General features: G+C 74.8%; 17 protein-coding genes and 1 riboswitch. Of the genes, 10 read left to right on the top strand and 7 right to left on the bottom strand.

The genetic code is table 11. The features are described 5' to 3' along the window. Positions 1-29: 29 nt before the first annotated feature. Positions 30-1,628 (bottom strand): ABC-F family ATP-binding cassette domain-containing protein, encoded by a 1,599-nt coding sequence (locus IE109_RS02660; RefSeq protein ID WP_189548758.1) that lies wholly within the window; start codon positions 1,626-1,628, stop codon positions 30-32. Positions 1,629-2,044: 416 nt separating this feature from the next. Here IE109_RS02660 and IE109_RS02655 point away from each other — a divergent pair, with 416 nt between their 5' ends. After that, a complete protein-coding gene (locus IE109_RS02655) occupies positions 2,045-2,449 on the top strand; it encodes a VOC family protein (protein WP_189548757.1) in 405 nt (134 codons plus the stop codon). 4 nt (positions 2,450-2,453) lie between these two features. Here IE109_RS02655 and IE109_RS02650 read toward each other — a convergent pair whose 3' ends face one another. The 3 genes from IE109_RS02650 to IE109_RS02640 form a co-directional block, all read right to left on the bottom strand. Next, a complete protein-coding gene (locus IE109_RS02650) occupies positions 2,454-3,869 on the bottom strand; it encodes a hypothetical protein (protein ID WP_373297611.1) in 1,416 nt (471 codons plus the stop codon). Positions 3,870-4,050: 181 nt separating this feature from the next. Beyond that, on the bottom strand, positions 4,051-5,178 hold the full coding sequence (locus tag IE109_RS02645) for an alpha/beta hydrolase (RefSeq protein WP_189548756.1): 1,128 nt from the start codon (positions 5,176-5,178) through the stop codon (positions 4,051-4,053). Between the two features lie 111 nt (positions 5,179-5,289). Next, positions 5,290-5,940, bottom strand: a complete 651-nt coding sequence (locus IE109_RS02640) for a class II aldolase/adducin family protein (protein WP_189548755.1) — start codon at positions 5,938-5,940, stop codon at positions 5,290-5,292. Positions 5,941-6,340: 400 nt separating this feature from the next. On the opposite strand from IE109_RS02640, the gene IE109_RS02635 reads away from it, so the two are divergent. The 9 genes from IE109_RS02635 to cobC all read left to right on the top strand — a co-directional run bounded on the left by IE109_RS02635 (position 6,341) and on the right by cobC (position 16,249). Further along, positions 6,341-7,606 carry an inorganic phosphate transporter gene (locus tag IE109_RS02635; protein ID WP_189548753.1) on the top strand — a complete coding sequence of 422 codons (1,266 nt, stop codon included), beginning with the start codon at positions 6,341-6,343 and terminating at the stop codon, positions 7,604-7,606. A gap of 12 nt (positions 7,607-7,618) precedes the next feature. Further along, positions 7,619-7,840, top strand: a complete 222-nt coding sequence (locus tag IE109_RS02630) for a hypothetical protein (protein ID WP_189548750.1) — start codon at positions 7,619-7,621, stop codon at positions 7,838-7,840. A 168-nt stretch (positions 7,841-8,008) separates the two neighbouring features. Beyond that, a riboswitch (cobalamin riboswitch) is annotated at positions 8,009-8,091 on the top strand. Positions 8,092-8,211: 120 nt separating this feature from the next. Next, on the top strand, positions 8,212-9,162 hold the full coding sequence (locus IE109_RS02625) for a cobalamin biosynthesis protein (RefSeq protein WP_189548748.1): 951 nt from the start codon (positions 8,212-8,214) through the stop codon (positions 9,160-9,162). After that, positions 9,159-10,673 (top strand): cobyric acid synthase, encoded by a 1,515-nt coding sequence (locus tag IE109_RS02620; RefSeq protein WP_189548747.1) that lies wholly within the window; start codon positions 9,159-9,161, stop codon positions 10,671-10,673. Before IE109_RS02625 ends, IE109_RS02620 begins: the two co-directional genes overlap by 4 nt. Then, a complete protein-coding gene (locus IE109_RS02615) occupies positions 10,670-12,709 on the top strand; it encodes a putative cobaltochelatase (RefSeq protein WP_189548746.1) in 2,040 nt (679 codons plus the stop codon). The genes IE109_RS02620 and IE109_RS02615 overlap by 4 nt, the downstream gene beginning before the upstream one ends. Next, on the top strand, positions 12,709-13,317 hold the full coding sequence (gene cobO, locus IE109_RS02610) for a cob(I)yrinic acid a,c-diamide adenosyltransferase (protein WP_189548745.1): 609 nt from the start codon (positions 12,709-12,711) through the stop codon (positions 13,315-13,317). Before IE109_RS02615 ends, cobO begins: the two co-directional genes overlap by 1 nt. Beyond that, positions 13,311-14,687: a cobyrinic acid a,c-diamide synthase CobB gene (locus IE109_RS02605; protein WP_189548744.1), complete on the top strand. Its 1,377-nt coding sequence runs from the start codon at positions 13,311-13,313 to the stop codon at positions 14,685-14,687. Before cobO ends, IE109_RS02605 begins: the two co-directional genes overlap by 7 nt. Next, positions 14,684-15,103 (top strand): cobalamin biosynthesis protein, encoded by a 420-nt coding sequence (locus tag IE109_RS32945; RefSeq protein WP_373297610.1) that lies wholly within the window; start codon positions 14,684-14,686, stop codon positions 15,101-15,103. Before IE109_RS02605 ends, IE109_RS32945 begins: the two co-directional genes overlap by 4 nt. A 78-nt stretch (positions 15,104-15,181) precedes the next feature. After that, positions 15,182-16,249 (top strand): Rv2231c family histidinol phosphate aminotransferase CobC, encoded by a 1,068-nt coding sequence (gene cobC, locus IE109_RS02600; RefSeq protein WP_229890462.1) that lies wholly within the window; start codon positions 15,182-15,184, stop codon positions 16,247-16,249. A 13-nt stretch (positions 16,250-16,262) separates the two neighbouring features. Here cobC and IE109_RS02595 read toward each other — a convergent pair whose 3' ends face one another. From IE109_RS02595 to IE109_RS02585, 3 genes are all read right to left on the bottom strand, one after another. Beyond that, positions 16,263-18,230 carry a caspase family protein gene (locus IE109_RS02595; protein WP_189548743.1) on the bottom strand — a complete coding sequence of 656 codons (1,968 nt, stop codon included), beginning with the start codon at positions 18,228-18,230 and terminating at the stop codon, positions 16,263-16,265. Beyond that, positions 18,227-18,613, bottom strand: coding sequence for a hypothetical protein (locus IE109_RS02590; protein ID WP_189548742.1), 387 nt, complete (start codon positions 18,611-18,613; stop codon positions 18,227-18,229). Before IE109_RS02590 ends, IE109_RS02595 begins: the two co-directional genes overlap by 4 nt. 126 nt (positions 18,614-18,739) lie before the next feature. Next, positions 18,740-19,660, bottom strand: a complete 921-nt coding sequence (locus IE109_RS02585; RefSeq protein ID WP_189548741.1) for an SCO1860 family LAETG-anchored protein — start codon at positions 19,658-19,660, stop codon at positions 18,740-18,742. Between the last annotated feature and the right edge of the window lie 295 nt (positions 19,661-19,955).

Here is a 19,955-nt window from a genome sequence, read left to right as displayed (position 1 = left end):
CGGGTCCCGCGCCGGGGTCCCGCGCCGCGTCACGCCAGGGCCACGAGGTCCGCGTAGTCGGCGCCCCACAGGTCCTCGACGCCGTCCGGCAGCAGGATGATCCGCTCCGGCTGGAGCGCGTCGACGGCGCCCTCGTCGTGCGTGACGAGGACGACGGCGCCCTTGTAGGTGCGCAGGGCGCCGAGGATCTCCTCGCGGCTGGCCGGGTCGAGGTTGTTCGTCGGCTCGTCGAGGAGCAGGACGTTGGCCGAGGAGACGACCAGGGTGGCCAGCGCCAGCCGGGTCTTCTCACCGCCGGACAGGACGCCCGCGGGCTTGTCGACGTCGTCGCCGGAGAAGAGGAAGGAGCCGAGTGTCTTGCGCACCTCGACGAGGTCGAGGTCGGGCGCGGCGGACCGCATGTTCTCCAGGACGGTGCGGTCGGGGTCCAGGGTCTCGTGCTCCTGGGCGTAGTAGCCCAGCTTGAGGCCGTGCCCCGGGGTGACCTGGCCGGTGTCGGGCTTCTCCACCCCGGCGAGCAGCCGCAGCAGCGTCGTCTTGCCCGCGCCGTTGAGGCCGAGGATGACGACCCGCGACCCCTTGTCGATGGCGAGGTCCACGTCGGTGAAGATCTCCAGCGACCCGTACGACTTCGAGAGCCCCTCGGCCGTGAGCGGGGTCTTCCCGCAGGGCGCGGGCTCGGGGAAGCGGAGCTTGGCGACCTTGTCGGAGGCGCGGACCTCTTCGAGTCCGGACAGCAGCCGCTCGGCGCGGCGGGCCATGTTCTGCGCGGCGACGGTCTTGGTCGCCTTGGCCCGCATCTTGTCGGCCTGCGAGTTCAGGGCCGCGGCCTTCTTCTCGGCGTTGGCGCGCTCGCGCTTGCGGCGCTTCTCGTCGGCCTCGCGCTGCTGCTGGTAGAGCTTCCAGCCCATGTTGTAGATGTCGATCGTCGACCGGTTGGCGTCCAGGTAGAAGACCTTGTTCACGACGGTCTCGACGAGGTCGACATCGTGGGAGATGACGATGAAGCCGCCCCGGTACGTCTTGAGGTAGTCGCGCAGCCAGACGATCGAGTCGGCGTCGAGGTGGTTGGTCGGCTCGTCGAGGAGCAGGGTGTCGGCGTCCGAGAACAGGATGCGGGCCAGCTCGACGCGGCGGCGCTGGCCGCCGGAGAGGGTGTGCAGCGGCTGGCCGAGGACCCGGTCGGGGAGTCCGAGGGCGGCGGCGATGGTGGCGGCCTCGGCCTCGGCGGCGTACCCGCCCTTGGTGAGGAACTCGGTCTCCTGCCGCTCGTACTGGCGCAGCGCCTTCTCGCGGGTGGCGCCCGAGCCGTTCGCGATGCGCTCCTCGTTCTGCCGCATCTTGCGCAGCAGGGTGTCGAGACCGCGGGCGGAGAGGATCCGGTCCCGGGCGAGGACGTCGAGGTCACCGGTGCGGGGGTCCTGCGGGAGGTACCCCACCTCGCCGGAGCGGGCGATCGTGCCGCCCGCCGGGACCCCCTCGCCGGCGAGGCACTTGGTGAGGGTGGTCTTGCCGGCGCCGTTGCGGCCGACCAGGCCGATGCGGTCGCCCTTGGCGATGCGGAACGAGGCGGACTCGATGAGGACGCGGGCGCCGGCGCGCAGCTCGATGCCGGAAGCGGTGATCACGGACAGACTCCAGGGCGGTGGGGAAGACGGCGGAAGGACGGCGGGTGCGGTGGCTTCGACGCCGGTCTAATGCACGGGGAGAATGGCCATACGGGCCAGTCTAACGGGCGGCTGCAACTGCTTTTCGGTCACGCTGGAGCCCGGAGCGACCCGCCGCCGGGCGCGGCGGGCGGTGGCCGCGCGGGCCGCCACGACCGCGCGCCCGGCGCCCGGCGCATGCACGGCGGCCGCGTCGCCGGTGGCGACACGGCCCGGCTCAACACCTTCCGGTGAGCGGCGAGCGCTCCGGACCCCGTCGCCGGGGGCGGCTGCCAGACTGGGCACCAGCCGAGAACCGGATCACCGTCGCACGGTCGAAAGGTCGAAACCCCAGGTCATGAGGTCGGGGACGAGCGCCGAATCGGAGAGTGATCAGCATGACGCACGTACCGAGCATCTATCCGACGATCCTGTACGAGGACGCGAAGGCGGCCATCAGAACGCTGAAGGAGGCGTTCGGCTTCACCGAGGTGAGTGTGTACGAGGGCGAGGACGGCCGCGTGGTCCACTCCGAGCTGGCGCACGGGAACGGCATGGTGATGCTGGGCACCAGGGGCGGGGACGGGGTCTTCGCCAGGGCCATGGCGGGCGCGGGCCCGGTCGGGGTGTACGTGGTGGTGGAGGACCCCGACGCGCACCACGCCCGGGCCGTGGAGCACGGGGTGGAGATCCTCATGCCGCCCACGGACCAGGAGTACGGCTCGCGGGACTACATGGCGCGGGACGCCGAGGGGAACGTCTGGAGCTTCGGGACGTACGCCCCCGGCGGCGCCGCGGTCTAGGGGGTCACGCCCCGCCGGTGTGGACCTGGAAGGCCGCGCGGCGCACCGCCTTGGCGAGGGCGGGGTCGGGGTGTGCCGCGGCCAGGGCCACCAGGACCTGGACGGTGCGGGGGTGGCCCACCGCCCGGACCTCGTCGAGCAGGGCGGGGACGGTCCCCTGGACGGCGGACTCCAGGTGGCGGACCAGGAGGGTGCTCTCGCCGTGGTCGGCGACGGCGGCCGCGGTGTCGACCCAGAGCCAGGTGGCCTCCTCGCGGGTCAGGACGTCGGGGGCGTCGTCGGGGTCGGCGCCCTCGTACTCGGCGAGCCAGAGCAGCGCGTAGGGGCGCAGGCAGACCTCTTCGGCCGCGGCCCGGACCTCGGCCTCCGCGGGGGCGCCGACGACCCGGAGCGCTTCGAAGGCGAGGCCGCGCAGCAGGGCGTCCTCGCCGCGCGCGACGGCGAGCAGCTCGGTGACGGCGCTGCCGACGGGGCGCGCGGCGAGCCAGGCGCGGTACTCGACGCGGGCGGGGCCGGGGGTGAGGCGGGCGCAGCCGCGCAGCATGTCCTCGGCGGACTGCTCGATGTGGCCGGCCGGGCTCTGCGCGGCCACGCAGATCTGCTCCAGCTTCACCCACACGGCCCAGTTGCCGAGCGGGGTGAGCGTGGCCTGGCCGTCGCCGAGGGTCAGCGCGCCGACGGCGGCGAGGCCCTCCAGGGCCCAGTCGAGCAGGCGGGGCAGCGAGTCGGGGTCCGGGTGGGGTTCGGTCCAGGGCTCGGGGGCCTGCCCGTTCGCGGCGGACTCCCCCCGGTGGCGGGCGGGGACCTCACAGCGCTCCTCGCGGAGTTCGGCGACCCGCTGGCGGAGCAGGTCGAGCAGGGCCGGGACGAGTACCGGGCCGGCGGAGAGCTGGAGGAGGGAGAGCACCTGGGGGACGGCCTCCACGACCTCGGCGACGGAGGCGGGGGCGACGTCGCCGGGCGCCGCGTGGACGAGCGACCAGGCGTCGAAGAGGGCGACCCAGCCGCGCAGCACGGCGGAGTCGTCCCGGTCCCAGGCGCGCAGGCGCCAGCCGGGGCGCGCGGTGTCGCCGTGCAGTTCGACGAGTCCGGCGAGCCGGGCGCGGTCCCAGCCGGCGCGCACTTGAGCGGGCGTCAGGCCGAGGGCGGCGGCCGCCCGTTCGGTGGCGGACGTGGCGTGGGGGTCGTGATCGCGGTCGCGCTCGACGGCGGCCCAGCGGGCGATGCGCACGGCGTCGGCGAGCACCGCCCTCGCCTGTCGGGCCAGTTCGGCGGGCGGCGGGGTCCCCTCAGGCGGCCGCGGCACCGGCCGGGTACGCCGGGTCGTCACGGCCCGTCGGGCCGTGGTGAGAGGCCGCGGACGGACGAGTCGGAGTCTGGAATTGCGCGCCAGTTGCTCATCAGGCTTTCGAGACGTCACAAGGGCAGTCTTCCCGCTGACGCCCCGAAAGCCCAAACGGAATCCGATTCGCCGGGTTCGCACCCCGGGCGGGACCCGTTCACCCGCCGTTCGCGGGTGCCGTGCGGAGACCGGGCGGGGTCGCGAGCGGGGCCTCGGTTGAGGGGTCCCCGGCGGGCAGGGGTCCCGGGTGGGGCGGGGGTCAGATCAGGGAGGTGAGGAAGCGGCGCAGCGCCTCCTCGTAGCGGTGCGGGTCGGCGTTCCACATGGCGGCGTGGGAGGCGTCGCGGACGGTGTGGAGGGTGACCAGGTCGGCGCGGCGGGAGGCGAGCTCGCGGGAGGTCCGCCAGGGGGCGAGGTGGTCGTCGGGGCCGTGGAAGACCAGGGTCGGCACGCGGAGGCCGTCCGGGTCGGCCGCTTCGGCGAGCCGGTCGCCGTGCACGCCGGTGCTGCCCTGGGCGGCGCGGACGGCCAGCGGGAGCAACGGGGCGGGGACGCGGCGGGCGGTGGCCAGGGCCCGCAGCGTGGCCTCCCAGTCCAGGACCGGGGAGTCGAGGACGAGGCCGCTGATCCGGTCGCGCAGGCCGCAGCCGGCGGCGGCGTGCAGGGCCATGGAGGCGCCGGTGGACCAGCCGAGGAGGACGACCCGTTCGGCGCCGTGCCGCACGGCGTGGCGGATCGCGGCGTCGAGGTCGCGCCACTCGGAGTCGCCGAGGTGGCCGAGGCCGCCGGCGGGGCGGGGCGCTCCGGGGTCGCCGCGGTAGGCGAGGGCGAGGACGGGGAGGCGCATCCGGTTCAGGAAGCCCATGAGGTTCATGGGGTGCTCGCGGGTGGTGCCGAGGCCGTGGACGGCGATGACCCAGGTGGACCGGGCCGCGGGAACGAACCAGGCGGGCAGGGGGCCGAGTTCGCCCGGCATCTCCACGTCCTCGTGGGCGAGGCCCAGGGCGTCGGAGGGGGTGCCGGTGTGGAGCTGCGGGGTGAGCCCGACGTGGCCGCCGACCTCCAGCCGGCCGACGACGACGCGTTCGAGGCGGCGTACGACGGTGTCGGCGCTGTGCGGCACGTCGTCCAGGACGGGGCCGACGACGGCGTGGACACCGGGGCCCGACAGGCCGTAGGTGCCGGGGCGCCGGGAGGCGAGGCACCGTGTCAGGGCGACCTGGCCCGCCGCGGTGGCGTGCACGGTGAGCCGGGGCTCGCCGGGCAGGGGCCGGCCGGGCGGCACCTTGAGCGCGGCGCTGCTGGCGTACCGGCCGGCCGCGACCGTGGCCGCGCCGGCGCCGATCAGGGTGGTGACGGCCGCTGCCGTCGCTGTAGCCGGGCGCATCGTTCCAGTGTCGGCACCGGTGGGGGCGGATGCCAGTGGGCGGCGTTCCCCGGCGTGGCGCCGGACGCGGCGGTGGGCGCGGCGCCCGGCGCGGGGGGCGGGGCCGCCCGGTCAGCGGGGCCGGCCGTAGCCGCGGAACTTCTCCGCGACCTCGTCCAGTTCGGCGGCCGACAGCAGGCTGGGGGCCAGGCCGGGCACGGAGCTCGCGGTGAGCCACACGCGGCACATCCACTCCAGTTGGGCCGTGCGGTCGTACGCCTGGTCCAGATCGTCGCCGTAGGTGACGGTGCCGTGGTTGCGCAGCAGGCAGCCGGTGCGGCCGTCGAGGGCGCGCAGCACGTGCGCGGCCAGCTCCTCGGTGCCGTACAGGGCGTACGGGGCGACGCGCACCGGGCCGCCGAGGGCCGCGGCCATGTAGTGGATCAGGGGGAGCTCGGTGACGAGGGCCGAGACGGCGGTGGCGTGCACGGCGTGGGTGTGGACCACGGCGCGGGCCGTGGTGCGGCGGTAGATCTCCAAGTGCATGGGCAGCTCGCTGGTGGGGGCGAGCCGGCCCCGTATCCGGGTGCCGTCGAGGTCGACGGCCACGAGGTCGGCGGGGGTGAGGCGGTCGTAGGGCACGCCGCTGGGCGTGACGAGGACGAGGTCGCCCACCCGTGCGGAAACGTTTCCTGAGGTGCCGACGACCAGTCCGTCCGTGACTGTCCTGCGGGCGGTGCCGACCACCGCGTCCCACGCCTGCTCGATCGCGTCCTGTGTCATGCGCCCGATCCTGTCAGCAGCCGGGAGCACCGTCCCGGCGGTCCCGGGCATCCGGGCGGGCCCGTGGCCGGGGGAAGACCGGCGGGGCCGTCCGGCGCGCGTGTCCGCGGCGCGGCGGACCGGCAGGGGCGCGGCGGGCCCGTGGCCGGGAGATGACCGGCGGGGCGGCGGGGTGACCAGGATCTCTTCCGCCGGGCGGGGCGCCGGCCGGAGAACCTTCACCGAAGGCCCGAAACGCCCGGATCGCCGGGCCCACGGCCCCCGGGGCCCACCCGGCGACCGGAAGCGGAACCGGTCGGCATCGGTGGGGGTCACCATGACGCCCGACCCAGTTCACCTTCCGTTCACTCAGGTTGCCTACGTTCACCATGCCACTGACGTCGAACGATTGCCTGGGTAAATGGAACACATCACGCTGCTGCTCGCCATTGTGGTCGTGACAGCTCTAGTGTTCGATTTCACGAACGGTTTCCATGACACCGCCAACGCGATGGCGACCACCATCTCGACCGGCGCGATGAAGCCCAAGACGGCGGTGGCCATGTCCGCCGTGCTCAACCTGGTCGGTGCCTTCCTCTCCGTCGAGGTCGCCAAGACGATCTCCAGCGGCCTCATCAACGAGGACGGCATCAAACCCGAAGTGATCTTCGCGGCCCTCGTCGGCGCGATCCTGTGGAACCTGCTGACCTGGCTGGTCGGTCTGCCGTCCAGCTCCTCGCACGCCCTGATGGGCGGCCTCGTCGGCGCCACCATCGCCTCGGTCGGCATCGGCGGCGTCAACGGCGGCGTCGTCGTCACCAAGGTCCTCATCCCGGCCGTCGCCGCACCCGTCGTCGCCGGCGTCGCCGCGATGCTCGCCGCGCGCCTGACGTACAAGGCCGGCTCGAAGATCGACGACAAGACCGGCCGCAAGGGCTACCGCGCCGGCCAGATCGCCTCGGCCGGACTGGTCTCCCTCGCCCACGGCACCAACGACGCCCAGAAGACGATGGGCATCATCACCCTGGCCCTGGTCGCCGGAGGCGTCCTCGTCCCCGGCTCGAACCCGCCGGTCTGGGTGATCGTCTCCGCCGGTACGGCCATCGCGCTCGGCACCTACCTGGGCGGCTGGCGCATCATCCGCACCATGGGCAAGGGCCTCACCGACCTCCAGCCGCAGCAGGGCTTCGCCGCCCAGACCAGCGCGGCGGCCGTCATCCTGGCCTCCTCCAACCTGGGCTTCTCGCTCTCGACGACGCACTCCTGCTCCGGCGCCGTGATGGGCGCGGGCCTGGGCCGCAAGGGCGGCGTGGTCCGCTGGTCCACGGCCACCCGCATGTTCGTCGCCTGGGGCCTGACCCTGCCGGCCGCCGGCCTGGTCGCCGCCGCCTCGGAGTTCGTCACCCAGCAGGGTGACTGGGGCGTCGCCGTCGTCGCGGTCTTCCTGGTCGCCTCCTGCGCCGCGATCTGGCTGATCTCCCGCCGCCAGGTCGTCGACCACACCAATGTCAACGACGTGGACACCGAGGGCGAGGGCGAGCCCGCCGGCGTCGTGACCACCGCCATCGCGGCCGTCACCCCGCCGCCGGCCGGCGCCGTCACGGCCCACGCCTCGGACGACCTCAAGGCCACCATCCCGGCTCCGGCCGGCGAGACCACCACTCCGGCTCCCGCCGCCACGGTGTAAGGACAGAACAGCATGAAGATCGACTGGGCAGCTCTCGGCTCCGTCTTCGGGGTCAGCCTCCTGGCCACCGTCGCACTGGTGGGCCTCTTCACCCTCGGCATCGTCGGCCTCTCCCGCCAGGAGCAGGCGGCGGCGAACGGCGGCTCGGCCGTCGTGGCCCGCACCGGCGCGTACGCGGCCTTCGCGCTGTGCGCGGCGGCCGTGGCCTACGGGATCTTCCTGATCGTCACCTGATCGGGACCGGCTCTCGGCGCCCCCGGAACGGTTCGTCGTTCCGGGGGCGCCGTCGTACGTGCCCACGCGCCGGTGTGTGCCTCGGCACACCTCCCGTCGCAGGTCAACGGCGAGTTGACGGGCGTTCGCGGGGCGTGGTGGACTGCCGGGGCCATTACGGCGGCAGGAGAGGAAGCCGGTGCGAATCCGGCGCGGTCCCGCCACTGTGAGTCCGGCCCACCGAACAGGAGGGCCGGATGAGTCAGGAACTCTCGTCGCCGGACACGTCGAGCCAGGGCGCGGACCCTGAGTGAGGACATCGCCCATGCGCGGCCACCCCTACAGACATCTCCGTCCCCATGCCCGGCGAGGCGTATCGGCGGACTGACCCGATGCGCAGCGACCATGCTTTCGCGTACGGCGCCGCCGCAGGGCTGGCCGCCGATCTGCTCCTCGCCGACCCCCGCCGCGGGCATCCCGTCGCCGCGTTCGGGCGCGCCGCCGGCGCGGTCGAGGGCCTGTTGTGGCGCGACGACCGCGCCTGGGGCGCGCTGCACGCCGTGGTGTGCGCCGGGGGCGCGGCCGGGGCTGCCGCGCTCGTCACCGGGGCGGTACGGAACCGGGGCCTCCTCCCCGTGGCACTGACCGCCGTCTCCGTCTGGGCCGTCGTCGGCGGCACGTCGCTGGGCCGCGAGGCCCGCGCCGTCGGCGGCGCGCTGGCCGCGGGCGACCTGGACGTCGCGCGGGAGCGGCTGCCGCACCTGTGCGGGCGCGACCCGCAGGCCCTGGACGGGCCCGGCATCGCCCGCGCGGTCGTCGAGTCGGTCGCCGAGAACACCTCCGACGCCGTGGTCGGCGCCCTCGTGTGGGGCGCGGTCGGCGGCGTACCGGGGCTGGTGGCCTTCCGGGCGGTGAACACCCTGGACGCGATGGTCGGGCACAAGTCGCCGAGGTTCCGCCGCTTCGGGTGGGCCTCGGCCCGCCTGGACGACGTGGCCGGCTGGCCCGGCGCCCGCCTGACGGCCGCCCTCGCGGCGGTCGCGGGCGGCGACCCGCGCGGTGCGGTACGGGCCTGGCGGGCGGACGCGGCGAAGCACCCGAGCCCGAACGCGGGTCCGGTCGAGGCGTCCTTCGCGGGCGCGCTGGGCGTACGGCTGGGCGGGACGCTCTCGTACGGTGGCCGCGTCGAGCACCGGCCCGTGCTCAACGGGGCGGGCCGGGCCGTGGAGGTGCCGGACATCGAACGGGCGGTGCGGTTGTCGCGCCGGGTGAGCGCGCTGGCCCTCGCGGTGTGCGTGGGCGGGCGGCTGGCGTACGGGGCGATCGAGCGGAGGCGTACATGAGCAAGGGTGGGGGGCTGCTCGTCGCGGGCACCACGTCCGACGCGGGCAAGAGCGTCGTCACGGCAGGCATCTGCCGCTGGCTGGTGCGGCAGGGCGTGAAGGTCGCGCCGTTCAAGGGGCAGAACATGTCCCTCAACTCGTTCGTCACCCGTGAGGGCGCGGAGATCGGGCGCGCCCAGGCCATGCAGGCGCAGGCGGCACGCGTCGAGCCGACGGCGCTGATGAACCCGGTGCTGCTCAAGCCGGGCAGCGACCGCTCCAGCCAGGTCGTGCTGATGGGCAAGCCGGTCGGCGAGCTGAGCGCGCGCGGCTACCACGGCGGCCGGCAGCAGGCCCTGCTCGGCACGGTCGTGGAGTGCCTTCAGGAGCTGCGGAGCACGTACGACGCGGTCATCTGCGAGGGCGCCGGCAGCCCGGCCGAGATCAACCTGCGGCGCAACGACATCGTCAACATGGGCATCGCGAGGGCCGCGCGTTTCCCGGTGGTCGTGGTCGGCGACATCGACCGGGGCGGGGTGTTCGCGCAGTTCTTCGGGACGACGGCGCTGCTGGCGCCCGAGGACCAGGAGCTGGTCGCGGGCTACCTGGTGAACAAGTTCCGGGGCGATGTGACCCTGCTGGAGCCGGGCCTGGACATGCTGCTGGACCTGACGGGGCGCCGGACGTTCGGTGTCCTGCCGTACGCGCACGGCCTCGGCATCGACGAGGAGGACGGGCTCAGGGTGTCCCTGCGCGGGGCCGTCCGCGAGTCGGTCGTGGCGCCGCCGGTCGGCGAGGACGTGCTGCGGGTCGCCGTCTGCGCCGTACCGCTGATGTCGAACTTCACCGACGTCGACGCGCTGGCCGCCGAGCCGGGCGTGGTCGTCCGGTTCGTGGACCGTCCCGAGGAGCTCGCCGACGCGGACCTGGTCGTGGTGCCCGGCACCCGGGGGACGGTGAGGGCGCTGGCGTGGCTGCGCGAGCGGGGCCTCGCGGACGCGATCGTCCGGCGGGCCGCCGAGGGCCGCCCGGTGCTGGGCGTCTGCGGCGGTTTCCAGGCGCTGGGCGAGCACATCGACGACGAGGTCGAGTCCCGGGCCGGTGAGGTGGCGGGCCTCGGCCTGCTGCCGGTACGGGTGCGGTTCGCGCCCGCCAAGACCCTCGCGCGGCCGGTGGGCGAGGCCCTCGGCGAGCGGGTCGAGGGGTACGAGATCCACCACGGCGTCGCGGACGTAAGGGGCGGGGAACCGTTCCTGGACGGCTGCCGCGTCGGGGCCGTGTGGGGCACCCACTGGCACGGCTCGCTGGAGAGCGACGGCTTCCGCCGGGCGTTCCTCACCGAGGTGGCGCGGGCGGCCGGCAGACGGTTCGTCCCGGCGCCCGACACGTCGTTCGGGGCGCTGCGCGAGGAGCAGCTGGACCGGCTCGGCGACCTGATCGAGGAACACGCGGACACGGACGCCCTCTGGAAGCTCATCGAGCAGGGCCCGCCCACCGGACTTCCCTTCATCGCACCCGGAGCACCTTCATGAGCAACGCACCCCACTACCCCTTCACCGCGATCGTCGGGCAGGAGGACCTGCGGCTCGGGCTGCTGCTGAACGCGGTGTCCCCGGCCGTCGGCGGTGTCCTGGTACGCGGTGAGAAGGGCACCGCCAAGTCGACCGCCGTCCGCGCCCTGGCCGCCCTGATGCCGGACGTCGACGTCGTCGCGGGCTGCCGCTTCTCCTGCGCGCCCGGCTCCCCGGACCCCGGCTGCCCGGACGGCCCGCACACCGGCGCCGGGGCCGTGCACCGGCCGGCCCGCATGGTGGAGCTGCCCGTCGGCGCGTCCGAGGACCGGCTCGTGGGCGCCCTCGACATCGAGCGGGCGCTCGCGGACGGCGTCAAGGCGTTCGAGCCGGGACTGCTGGCGGACGCCCACCGGGGCGTGCTGTACGTCGACGAGGTGAACCTTCTCCACGACCACCTGGTGGACCTGCTGCTGGACGCTGCCGCCATGGGCGCCTCGTACGTGGAGCGGGAGGGCGTCTCCGTACGCCACGCCGCGCGGTTCCTGCTGGTCGGGACGATGAACCCGGAGGAGGGCGAGCTGCGGCCGCAGCTGCTGGACCGGTTCGGGCTGACCGTGGAGGTCGCCGCCTCGCGGGAGCCCGGACAGCGGGTCGAGGTGGTGCGGCGGCGCCTGGCGTACGACGACAACCCGGCCGCCTTCGCGGCGCGCTGGGCCGGCGAGGAGGCCGTGCTGCGGGAGCGGATCGTGGCCGCGCGGACGCTGCTGCCCTCGGTGACGCTGGGGGACGCGGCGCTGCGGCAGATCGCGGCGACGTGCGCGGCCTTCGAGGTGGACGGCATGCGCGCCGACATCGTGATGGCGCGGACGGCGACGGCGCTGGCCGCGTGGGCCGGGCGTACGGACGTGACCTCGGACGACGTACGGCAGGCGGCGCTGCTCGCGCTGCCGCACCGGCGCAGGCGCAACCCCTTCGACGCGCCGGGGCTCGACGAGGACAAGCTGGACGAGACGCTGGAGGAGTTCGGGGGCGGGGACGACGACCCCGACCCCGGCCCGGACGGCCCCGGTGGCGGCCCCGGCGGAGGTGGCGGCGTGCCCCCGCAGGGCGGGGAGCCGGATGGTGCCGCCGCGCCCGGGGACGCGCCCGGCGAGGCACCCGGGGACGCGCCCGGCGAGGCACCCGCCCCGGCGCCCGCGCGCGGCGGGGGCGCCGAGCAGGCCCCCGTCCGGGCCGCCGAGCCGTTCCGCACGAAGGTGCTGAGCGTGCCGGGCCTGGGCGAGGGCGCGGCGGGGCGGCGCTCCCGGGCGCGTACCGAGCACGGCAGGACGACCGGGGCGCGCCGGCCGCGCGGAACGCTGACCAAGCTGCACCTGGCGGCGACCGTTCAGGCGGCGGCCCCGCACCAGAGGGCGCGCGGCCGGTCGGGGCCGGGGCTGGTGGTACGGCGGGACGACCTGCGGCAGGCGACGCGCGAGGGGCGGGAGGGGAACCTGGTGCTCTTCGTGGTGGACGCGTCCGGGTCGATGGCGGCCCGGCAGCGGATGGGCGCGGTGAAGGGTGCCGTGCTGTCCCTGCTGCTGGACGCCTACCAGCGGCGCGACAAGGTGGGGCTGGTGACCTTCCGGGGCTCGTCGGCCGACCTGGCGCTGCCCCCCACGTCGTCCGTCGACGCCGCCGCCGCCCGCCTGGAGCAGCTGCCGACCGGGGGGCGCACCCCGCTGGCGGCCGGGCTGCTGAAGGCGCACGACGTGCTGCGGGTGGAGCGGCTGCGCGATCCGGCGCGCCGCCCCCTGCTGGTGGTCGTCACGGACGGCCGGGCGACCGGCGGGCCGGAGCCCGTGCCGCTGGCCGCGCGCGCGGCCGGGCTGCACGCGGCGGAGGGCACCGCGTCGGTGGTCGTGGACTGCGAGACCGGGCCGGTACGGCTGGGAATGGCCGCCGAACTGGCCGGCCGCCTCGGCGGCACCGCCGTCACACTGGACGAACTGCGGGCGGACGCCATCGCGGGTCTCGTCAGGGATGTCAGAGCAACTACCGGAAGGGCCGCTTGATGCCGCAGGGACAGCCGACCGTCGTACCGGACGACGGACTCACCACCCGTCAGCGCCGCAACCGCGCGCTGGTGATGGTGCACACGGGCGTGGGCAAGGGGAAGTCGACCGCCGCCTTCGGGATGGCGCTGCGCGCCTGGAACCAGGGCTGGCCGATCGGGGTGTTCCAGTTCGTCAAGTCCGCCAAGTGGAAGGTCGGCGAGGAGAACGCCCTCAAGGCGCTCGGCGAGACCGGCAAGGGCGGGACCGTCACCTGGCACAAGATGGGTGAGGGCTGGTCCTGGATCCAGCGCGAGGTCGCCGAGGGCGAGCAGTCGCACGAGGACAAGGCCCGCGAGGGGTGGGAGCAGGTCAAGCGCGACCTCGCCGAGGAGCGGTACACGTTCTACGTCCTCGACGAGTTCGCGTACCTGCTGCACTGGGGGTGGATCGACACCGCCGAGGTCGTCGAGGTGCTGCGGAACCGGCCCGGCAGGCAGCACGTGGTGATCACCGGCCGGAACGCGCCGGCCGAGCTGTGCGAGTTCGCCGACCTGGTCACCGACATGTCGAAGGTCAAGCACCCGATGGACGCGGGGCAGAAGGGCCAGCGGGGCATCGAGTGGTAGCACGTCTCGTCATCGCCGCGCCGTCGTCGGGCGCGGGCAAGACCACGGTGGCGACCGGCCTGATGGCCGCGTTCGCCGGCCGTGGTCTCGCGGTGTCCCCGCACAAGGTGGGGCCCGACTACATCGACCCGGGCTACCACGCGCTCGCCACCGGCCGCCCGGGCCGCAACCTCGACTCCTACATGTGCGGTACGGGTCTGGTCGCGCCGCTCTTCGCGCACGGCTCGCGCGGCTGCGACCTGGCGGTCGTCGAGGGCGTGATGGGGCTGTACGACGGTGCCGCCGACCAGGGCGAGCTGGCGTCCACGGCGCAGGTGTCCAAGCTGCTGAAGGCGCCCGTGGTGCTGGTGGTGGACGCCTCGTCGCAGTCCCGGTCGGTGGCCGCGCTGGTCCACGGGTTCGCCTCGTGGGACCCGGAGGTGCGGATCGGCGGGGTGATCCTCAACAAGGTGGCCACCGACCGGCACGAGCACCTGCTGCGGGAGGCGCTGGGCGAGTCGGGCGTGCCCGTGCTGGGCGTGCTGCGGCGGGCGCCGGCGGTGGCGACGCCGTCCCGGCACCTGGGCCTGGTGCCGGTCGCCGAGCGGCAGGCGGCGGCCGTGGAGGCGGTGGCGGCGCAGGCGGAGCAGGTGCGGGCCGGATGCGACCTGGACGCGCTGCTGGCGTTGGCGCGCTCGGCGCCGCCGTTGCCGGACGCGCCCTGGGAACCGGCCCTGGTGCCGGTCGCCGGGCGGCCGGTGGTGGCGGTCGCCGGGGGCGCCGCGTTCACCTTCTCGTACGCCGAGCACGCGGAGCTGCTGACGGCGGCGGGCGCGGAGGTGGTGGCGTTCGACCCGCTGCGGGACGAGGAGTTGCCGGAGGGGACCCGCGGGCTGGTGATCGGCGGGGGCTTCCCGGAGGTGTACGGGGCCGAGCTGTCGGCCAACGCCCGGCTGCGGAAGGCGGTCGCGGAGCTGGCGGCGTCGGGGGCGCCGGTCGCCGCCGAGTGCGCCGGGCTGCTGTACCTGGCGCGGTCGCTGGACGGGCAGCCGATGTGCGGTGTCCTGGACGCGGACGCCCGTATGTCGCAGCGGCTGACGCTGGGCTACCGGGACGCGGTGGCCGTGAGCGCCAGTCCGCTGGCTGCGGCGGGGGCGCGGATGCGGGGGCACGAGTTCCACCGCACGGTGATCGAACCGGGCGCGGGCGGGGCGCCCGCGTGGGGGCTGCGGCAGCCGGACGTGGGGGTGCCCCCCGCTGGAGCGGAGTCGAGAGCCCGGGGGCGGGTGGAGGGCTTCGTGCAGGGCGGTGTGCACGCGAGTTACGTGCACACGCACTGGGCGGGCGTGCCGGAGGTGGCGCGGCGGTTCGTGGAGCACTGCGCGCGATGACGGTGGTGGTCGGTGTGGGCGCCGGGCGGGGGGTGTCCGCGCGTTCGGTGCTGGGGCTCGTCGAGATGGCGCTGCGGGAGGCGGGGCTGCCCCTGTCCGCCGTGGCGGAGCTGGCGACGGTGGACTCCAAGGCGGGCGAGGCGGGGATCGCCGAGGCGGCGGCCCATCTGGGCGTGCCCGTGCGGGCCTACCCCGCCCGTGAGTTGGCGCTGGTCGACGTACCGCATCCGTCGGACGCGGTGCTGGCGGCCGTCGGGACGCCGTCGGTGGCGGAGGCGGCGGCGCTGGCGGGCGGTGGCGAACTGCTCGTGCCCAAGCGGACGTCGGCGAGGGAGCGGGTGACGTGCGCGGTGGCCCGCAGGCGATTGTTGAATGTGGGTCACGGGTACACCGGTGGGGAGACACCGGAGTGTTAGACCCTGTTCATGGAGCGCTTCCGGGAGACCCCACGTCTCCCGTCCCCCACCCCCCACTTCACCCACACGCTGGCGGCCATGTATACGCACACCGACACTCACGATCTGCGGCACCACGGTGACGCGGAGGTCCGGGACGAGAAACTGACCGATCTCGCGGTCAACGTCCGCGCCCACACCCCGCCCGCCTGGCTGCGGGAACGGATCGCGGCCTCGCTGACCGGGCTCGCGGCCTACCCGGACGGGCGGGCGGCGCGGGCCGCCGTGGCGGCGCGGCACGACCTGCCCACCGAGCGGGTGCTGCTGACGGCGGGGGCGGCGGAGGCGTTCGTGCTGCTGGCGCGGGCGCTGCCGGTACGGCGCCCGGTGGTGGTGCACCCGCAGTTCACGGAGCCCGAGTCGGCGCTGCGGGACGCGGGGCACGAGGTGCGGCGCGTGCTGCTGCGCGAGGAGGACGGGTTCCGGCTGGACCCGGAGGCGGTTCCGGAGGACGCCGATCTGGTGATGGTCGGCAACCCGACGAACCCGACGTCGGTGCTGCACCCGGCGGCCCTGCTGGCGCGGCTGGCCCGCCCCGGGCGGACCCTGGTGGTGGACGAGGCGTTCATGGACGCGGTGCCCGGGGAGCGGGAGGCGCTGGCGGGACGGACGGACCTGCCCGGTCTGGTGGTGCTGCGCAGCCTCACCAAGACGTGGGGCCTGGCCGGGCTGCGGATCGGGTACGTGCTGGCCGGGCCGGAGACGGTGGCGGCGCTGGAGCGGGCGCAGCCGCTGTGGCCGGTGTCGTCGCCGGCCCTGGCGGCCGCGGAGGCCTGCATGTCGCGGGCGGCGCTGGCGGAGGCGGAGCACGCGGCGCACCGGATCGCGGTGGAGCGGGCCCACCTGCTGGCGGGACTCGCGGAGTTCGAGGAGGTACGGACGGTGGCGGCGGCGGAGGGCCCCTTCGTGCTGGTCCGCATGGAGGGCGCGGACGTGGTGCGGGAGCGGCTGCGGTCGCTGGGGTTCGCGGCGCGGCGCGGCGACACCTTCCCGGGGCTCGGGCCGCAGTGGCTGCGGCTCGCGGTCCGGGACCGGGCGACGACGAACCGGTTCCTCCAGGCCCTGGACCAGGCGCTGGTGATGGCGGGGCACGCGGAGGGACGCTGAGCGGGCTGGGGCGTCAGGTGATGTTGGCGGCGATCACGATGGCGATGAGGCCCAGCAGCGCGAGGACGAACACCGGGAGGGCGAGGGCCTTCGCTGACCAGTCGAGGAGGCTGGTGGCGGCGGCCCGCTGCCTGCTGTAGAGGGCGGGCGAGGCTCGGAGGGCGTGCTGGGCGAGGCCGGCGAGGATCAGCGAGAGCAGCGTCAGGACCAGGCAGATCACCAGGTCGCGGGTGGACTCGCGCGCGAAGTGGCTCTGGATGAGGACCCAGGTCTGCCCCGCCTGTACGAGCCGGACCGCCTCGGCGGCCGCCTTGATTCCGAGGGCGAGGGCGGCGATCGCCGACGCCAGGGCGGCGACGGCCAGTGCGGGGGCGCGGTACGCCAGGGGGCCGGTCCGCGGGGCCGGCGCCGCGGGCCGGGCACCGGACCGGAGCGGCTCACCGGTCGGGGGCCGCAAAGGCTCGGGCACCGGGGGCGCGGGCGGCGGCTGAGGAGGCCGGGGCTGCGGGGGTTCGGCCGTCGCGGGCGGGGGCGCGGCCGTCGCGGGCGGGGGCGCGGGCTGCGGGGGTTCGGCCGTCGCGGGCGGGGGTTCGGCCGTCGCGGGCGGGGGCTGTGGTGTCCGCGGGGGTCGTGGGGGCCGCGGAGGGTGCGGCGGCCGGGACTCCGGCGGCCGGGGTCGCGAGGGCGGTGTGTCGACCGGCACCGTCCTGCTCTCCCGTACCTCCGCCTCCACCTGGACCACCGCTTCGCCCACGAACCCCTTGAGGAGCAGGTCGCCGCTCCACCGCCCCGGCGCCGCCGTGTCCACGGTGATGTCGAAGCCGTCCCCGGACGGGGTGACGTGCAGCCAGTCGCACTCGGTGCGGGGCGTGCAGTGGCGGGCGAGCGGTGGGCCGAGCAGGCGCACGTGCTGCCGCGGCGGCACCGCGTGCCGGTCCACCGGGCCGAAGCGCAGGGCGGCCGGGTCGGGGGTGATCCGGATGGTGCCGAGGGCACGGCCCGCCTCCTGGGCGACGGTCTGGATGTCGTCGCGGGCGACCCCCTTGAGCGCCTCGTACGCGCCCGCGGCGAGGGCCGGGTCGGGGTGTTCCAGGCGCGTGCGGAGATCGGTGACGGCTCCCAGCCTGGTGAGGTCCTCCTCGCCGGCGAGGGCGGCCCGCAGCCGTGGCGGGAGGGGGGCCGGGACGATCCGCCGCCGTTCGCTGCGGGCGAGGTACAGGTCGCCCTGGAGATCGGACTTGCAGCTCGGCGTCTGGTTCCGGTTGTCCCGGCGCACCCGCTCGCAGACGTAGTCGTACAGCTCCCTCAGGGCCACCATGCCGTCCTCGTCCTTGTCCGCCTCCCCGGTGGAGAGGCCGGACACCACCGCGCTGGTGAACACGGACGGCTTGGTGCTCCCCCCGTCGGCGAGCCGGGCGCCCTCGAAGGCGTACTGCATGGCGTTGGAGGCGGTGATGACCGCCCATCCGCGTCCGCCACCGCCGAGCTTCTCCCCGGCGAAGTTCTCGAGGACGTGGGCGTCACCGGCCGCGCGGGCGACCGTGCCCGGGGAGAAGGCGCCGCCGTAGCAGCAGTCCAGGAACAGCACGGTGGTGCGGGCCAGGGTGTCGGCCATGCACGTCTGCACGAATTCGGCGGCGATCCCGGTGGCCTTGAGCCTTTTCGGCCGCGTGTCGGGGGCCGCGAAGTACAGCTCGCCGGATTCGCTTTTGAGCCCGTGGCAGGAGAAATGCAGGAGCAGCATGTCATCGCGCCTGCGGTCCGAGAAGAAGTCCTCGATGCGCACGCGGATCTCGTACGACGGCCGGTTGCGCACCACGTGGACGTCGAATCCCCCGATACGCGGGTCCCCCAGCACCTCGGCGAGGGCCTCGGCGTCCGCCGCGGGTGAGGAGAGCTTTTGCAGGCCGCCTTCCTGGTAGTCGTCGTTGGCGACGATCAGGGCGTGACGGGAGTGGTTCATGGCGGTGCCCCTGGTCATGCCCCGACGGTGGAGTGCTTGGTGATGAACGTCTCGAAGGCTTCGGCGACTTGGTCGGGGGACGCCTCGGAGAGTTCGAGCACGTCGCCGTCCATCGTCAGCCGCATGGACGGGCGCGCTTCCTGGAACCGGGACCACCAGCCGTGCAGGAGCCCGGCGACCTGGCGCACGGCGGTGGCGGACTGCCCGAGGGTCACCAGCAGCGCGCCGACCTCCACCGGCCCGAAGGCCCGCGCTCCGGCCGGGATTTCCTCAGCGGGGAGCGTTTCCACGTTGTCGACGTCGAGCCGGAGGAGTTCCCGGCGGAGATTTCCGGTCATCCGGTCGATCCGCTCGGGGTCGCTTCCCTCCTCGGAAAGGTGAATTTGCAACCGCTTTTCCATGGGAGCCCCCTTCTCGTGTGAGGGCGAGCTTCCCTTTCTTTTCCAGTCTGTGCGCCTGTCGTCGCCACCGCAAGAATCACCGGGCGGTGCACGGCGCGCCCGCGGGGAGCGCCGTGCACCGTCCCGTCAGTCGCGTGCGCGGGCGGCGCGGGCGCGGCGGTTGAGGGCCAGGGCACCCGCTCCGGCGGCGAGGAGGGCGAGGGAGCCGCCCGCCAGGTAGGGCGTGAGCGAACTGCCGCCGGTCTCGGCGAGGTCGGCCTCCGACGGGCCGCCGGCCGTCTGGGGCCGTACGTCGGCGGGCTCGTTCCCGGTGGGCTTCGCGGGCGCCTTGGGGGTCTCGCAGGTGGCCTCGGCAAGCGTGACCGTGCCGGTGACGTCGGCGACGTTCGCCTTCAGCGGGTTCACCGACACCCTGAGGGCCAGGGCGGTGGCGGCGGCGGTACGGGAGGTGGTGCGGGTCTTCGACAGGTCGAGCGTCACCTCGCCGACCCCGGGGACCTCGGCCCTGGTCGTCCCGCCGGTCGTGAGCGTGACGCGCTTGCCGAGGACGGTGACGGCGCCGAGCAGGTTCGCCTCGGCGACCGGCCGGGCGCCCGCCTCGCAGAGCGCGCGGGAGGTGACCTTCTCGACCTCGATCAGCGACAGCAGGGGCAGGCCGGGGACGTGCAGCTTCGCGTGGGCGAGTTCGGTGCGCCCCTCCGAGCGGCGCTCGTCGGCGGTCGCTTCGGCGGTGGCGACGTCGGCCTTGAGAACGCTGACCGGCCTGCCCTGTTCGACCCCGTCGAGGGTGACGGTGAGGGCGGTCCTGCGGGCGCTCGCGGGCGCCTGGACCTCGTTGAGCGTGGCGGCCAGCGGGACGTGCACGGTCTTGTCGAGCAGGGCCACGTCCAGATCGGTGCGCAGGACGACGGCGGTCGCCCGCCCCTTGTCGCCGGTGGCGTGCGCGGCGGGCGCGGCGAGGAGCGCCGGGCCGGCGGTGAGCGCCGCGGCGGCGACGGCGGCGAGGGTGCGGCGGCGGACGGGCGGGCGCAGGGTGGTGCTGTTCACGGTGGTGGAACCCCCACAGAAAGACAGGGCGTCGCGGACCCGGCTCATGGGGAACGCATGAGCGGCGCGACGCGGGACACCGGAATCTTTACGCACGGAGAGTGAAGGGGCGTCAACCTGACGTGAGTTCACCCCAAAGGGCGGTTTCCGTTCTCATTTTCGAATCTTTCGGCACAAGGGTTCGCCATATCCCCACCCGGCACGCCGAACGCCGGAAAGGACTAACGGCCCGGACCAGGGGATCGTCACGGGGCGTCAACGCGACCCGGGATTGCTTCTCGTCCGACCGTGCTTT

Origin of the sequence: Streptomyces lavendofoliae, assembly GCF_014649735.1 — a bacterium.
GTDB lineage: Bacteria > Actinomycetota > Actinomycetes > Streptomycetales > Streptomycetaceae > Streptomyces > Streptomyces lavendofoliae.
This window is presented reverse-complemented; position numbering and strand designations above follow the sequence as displayed.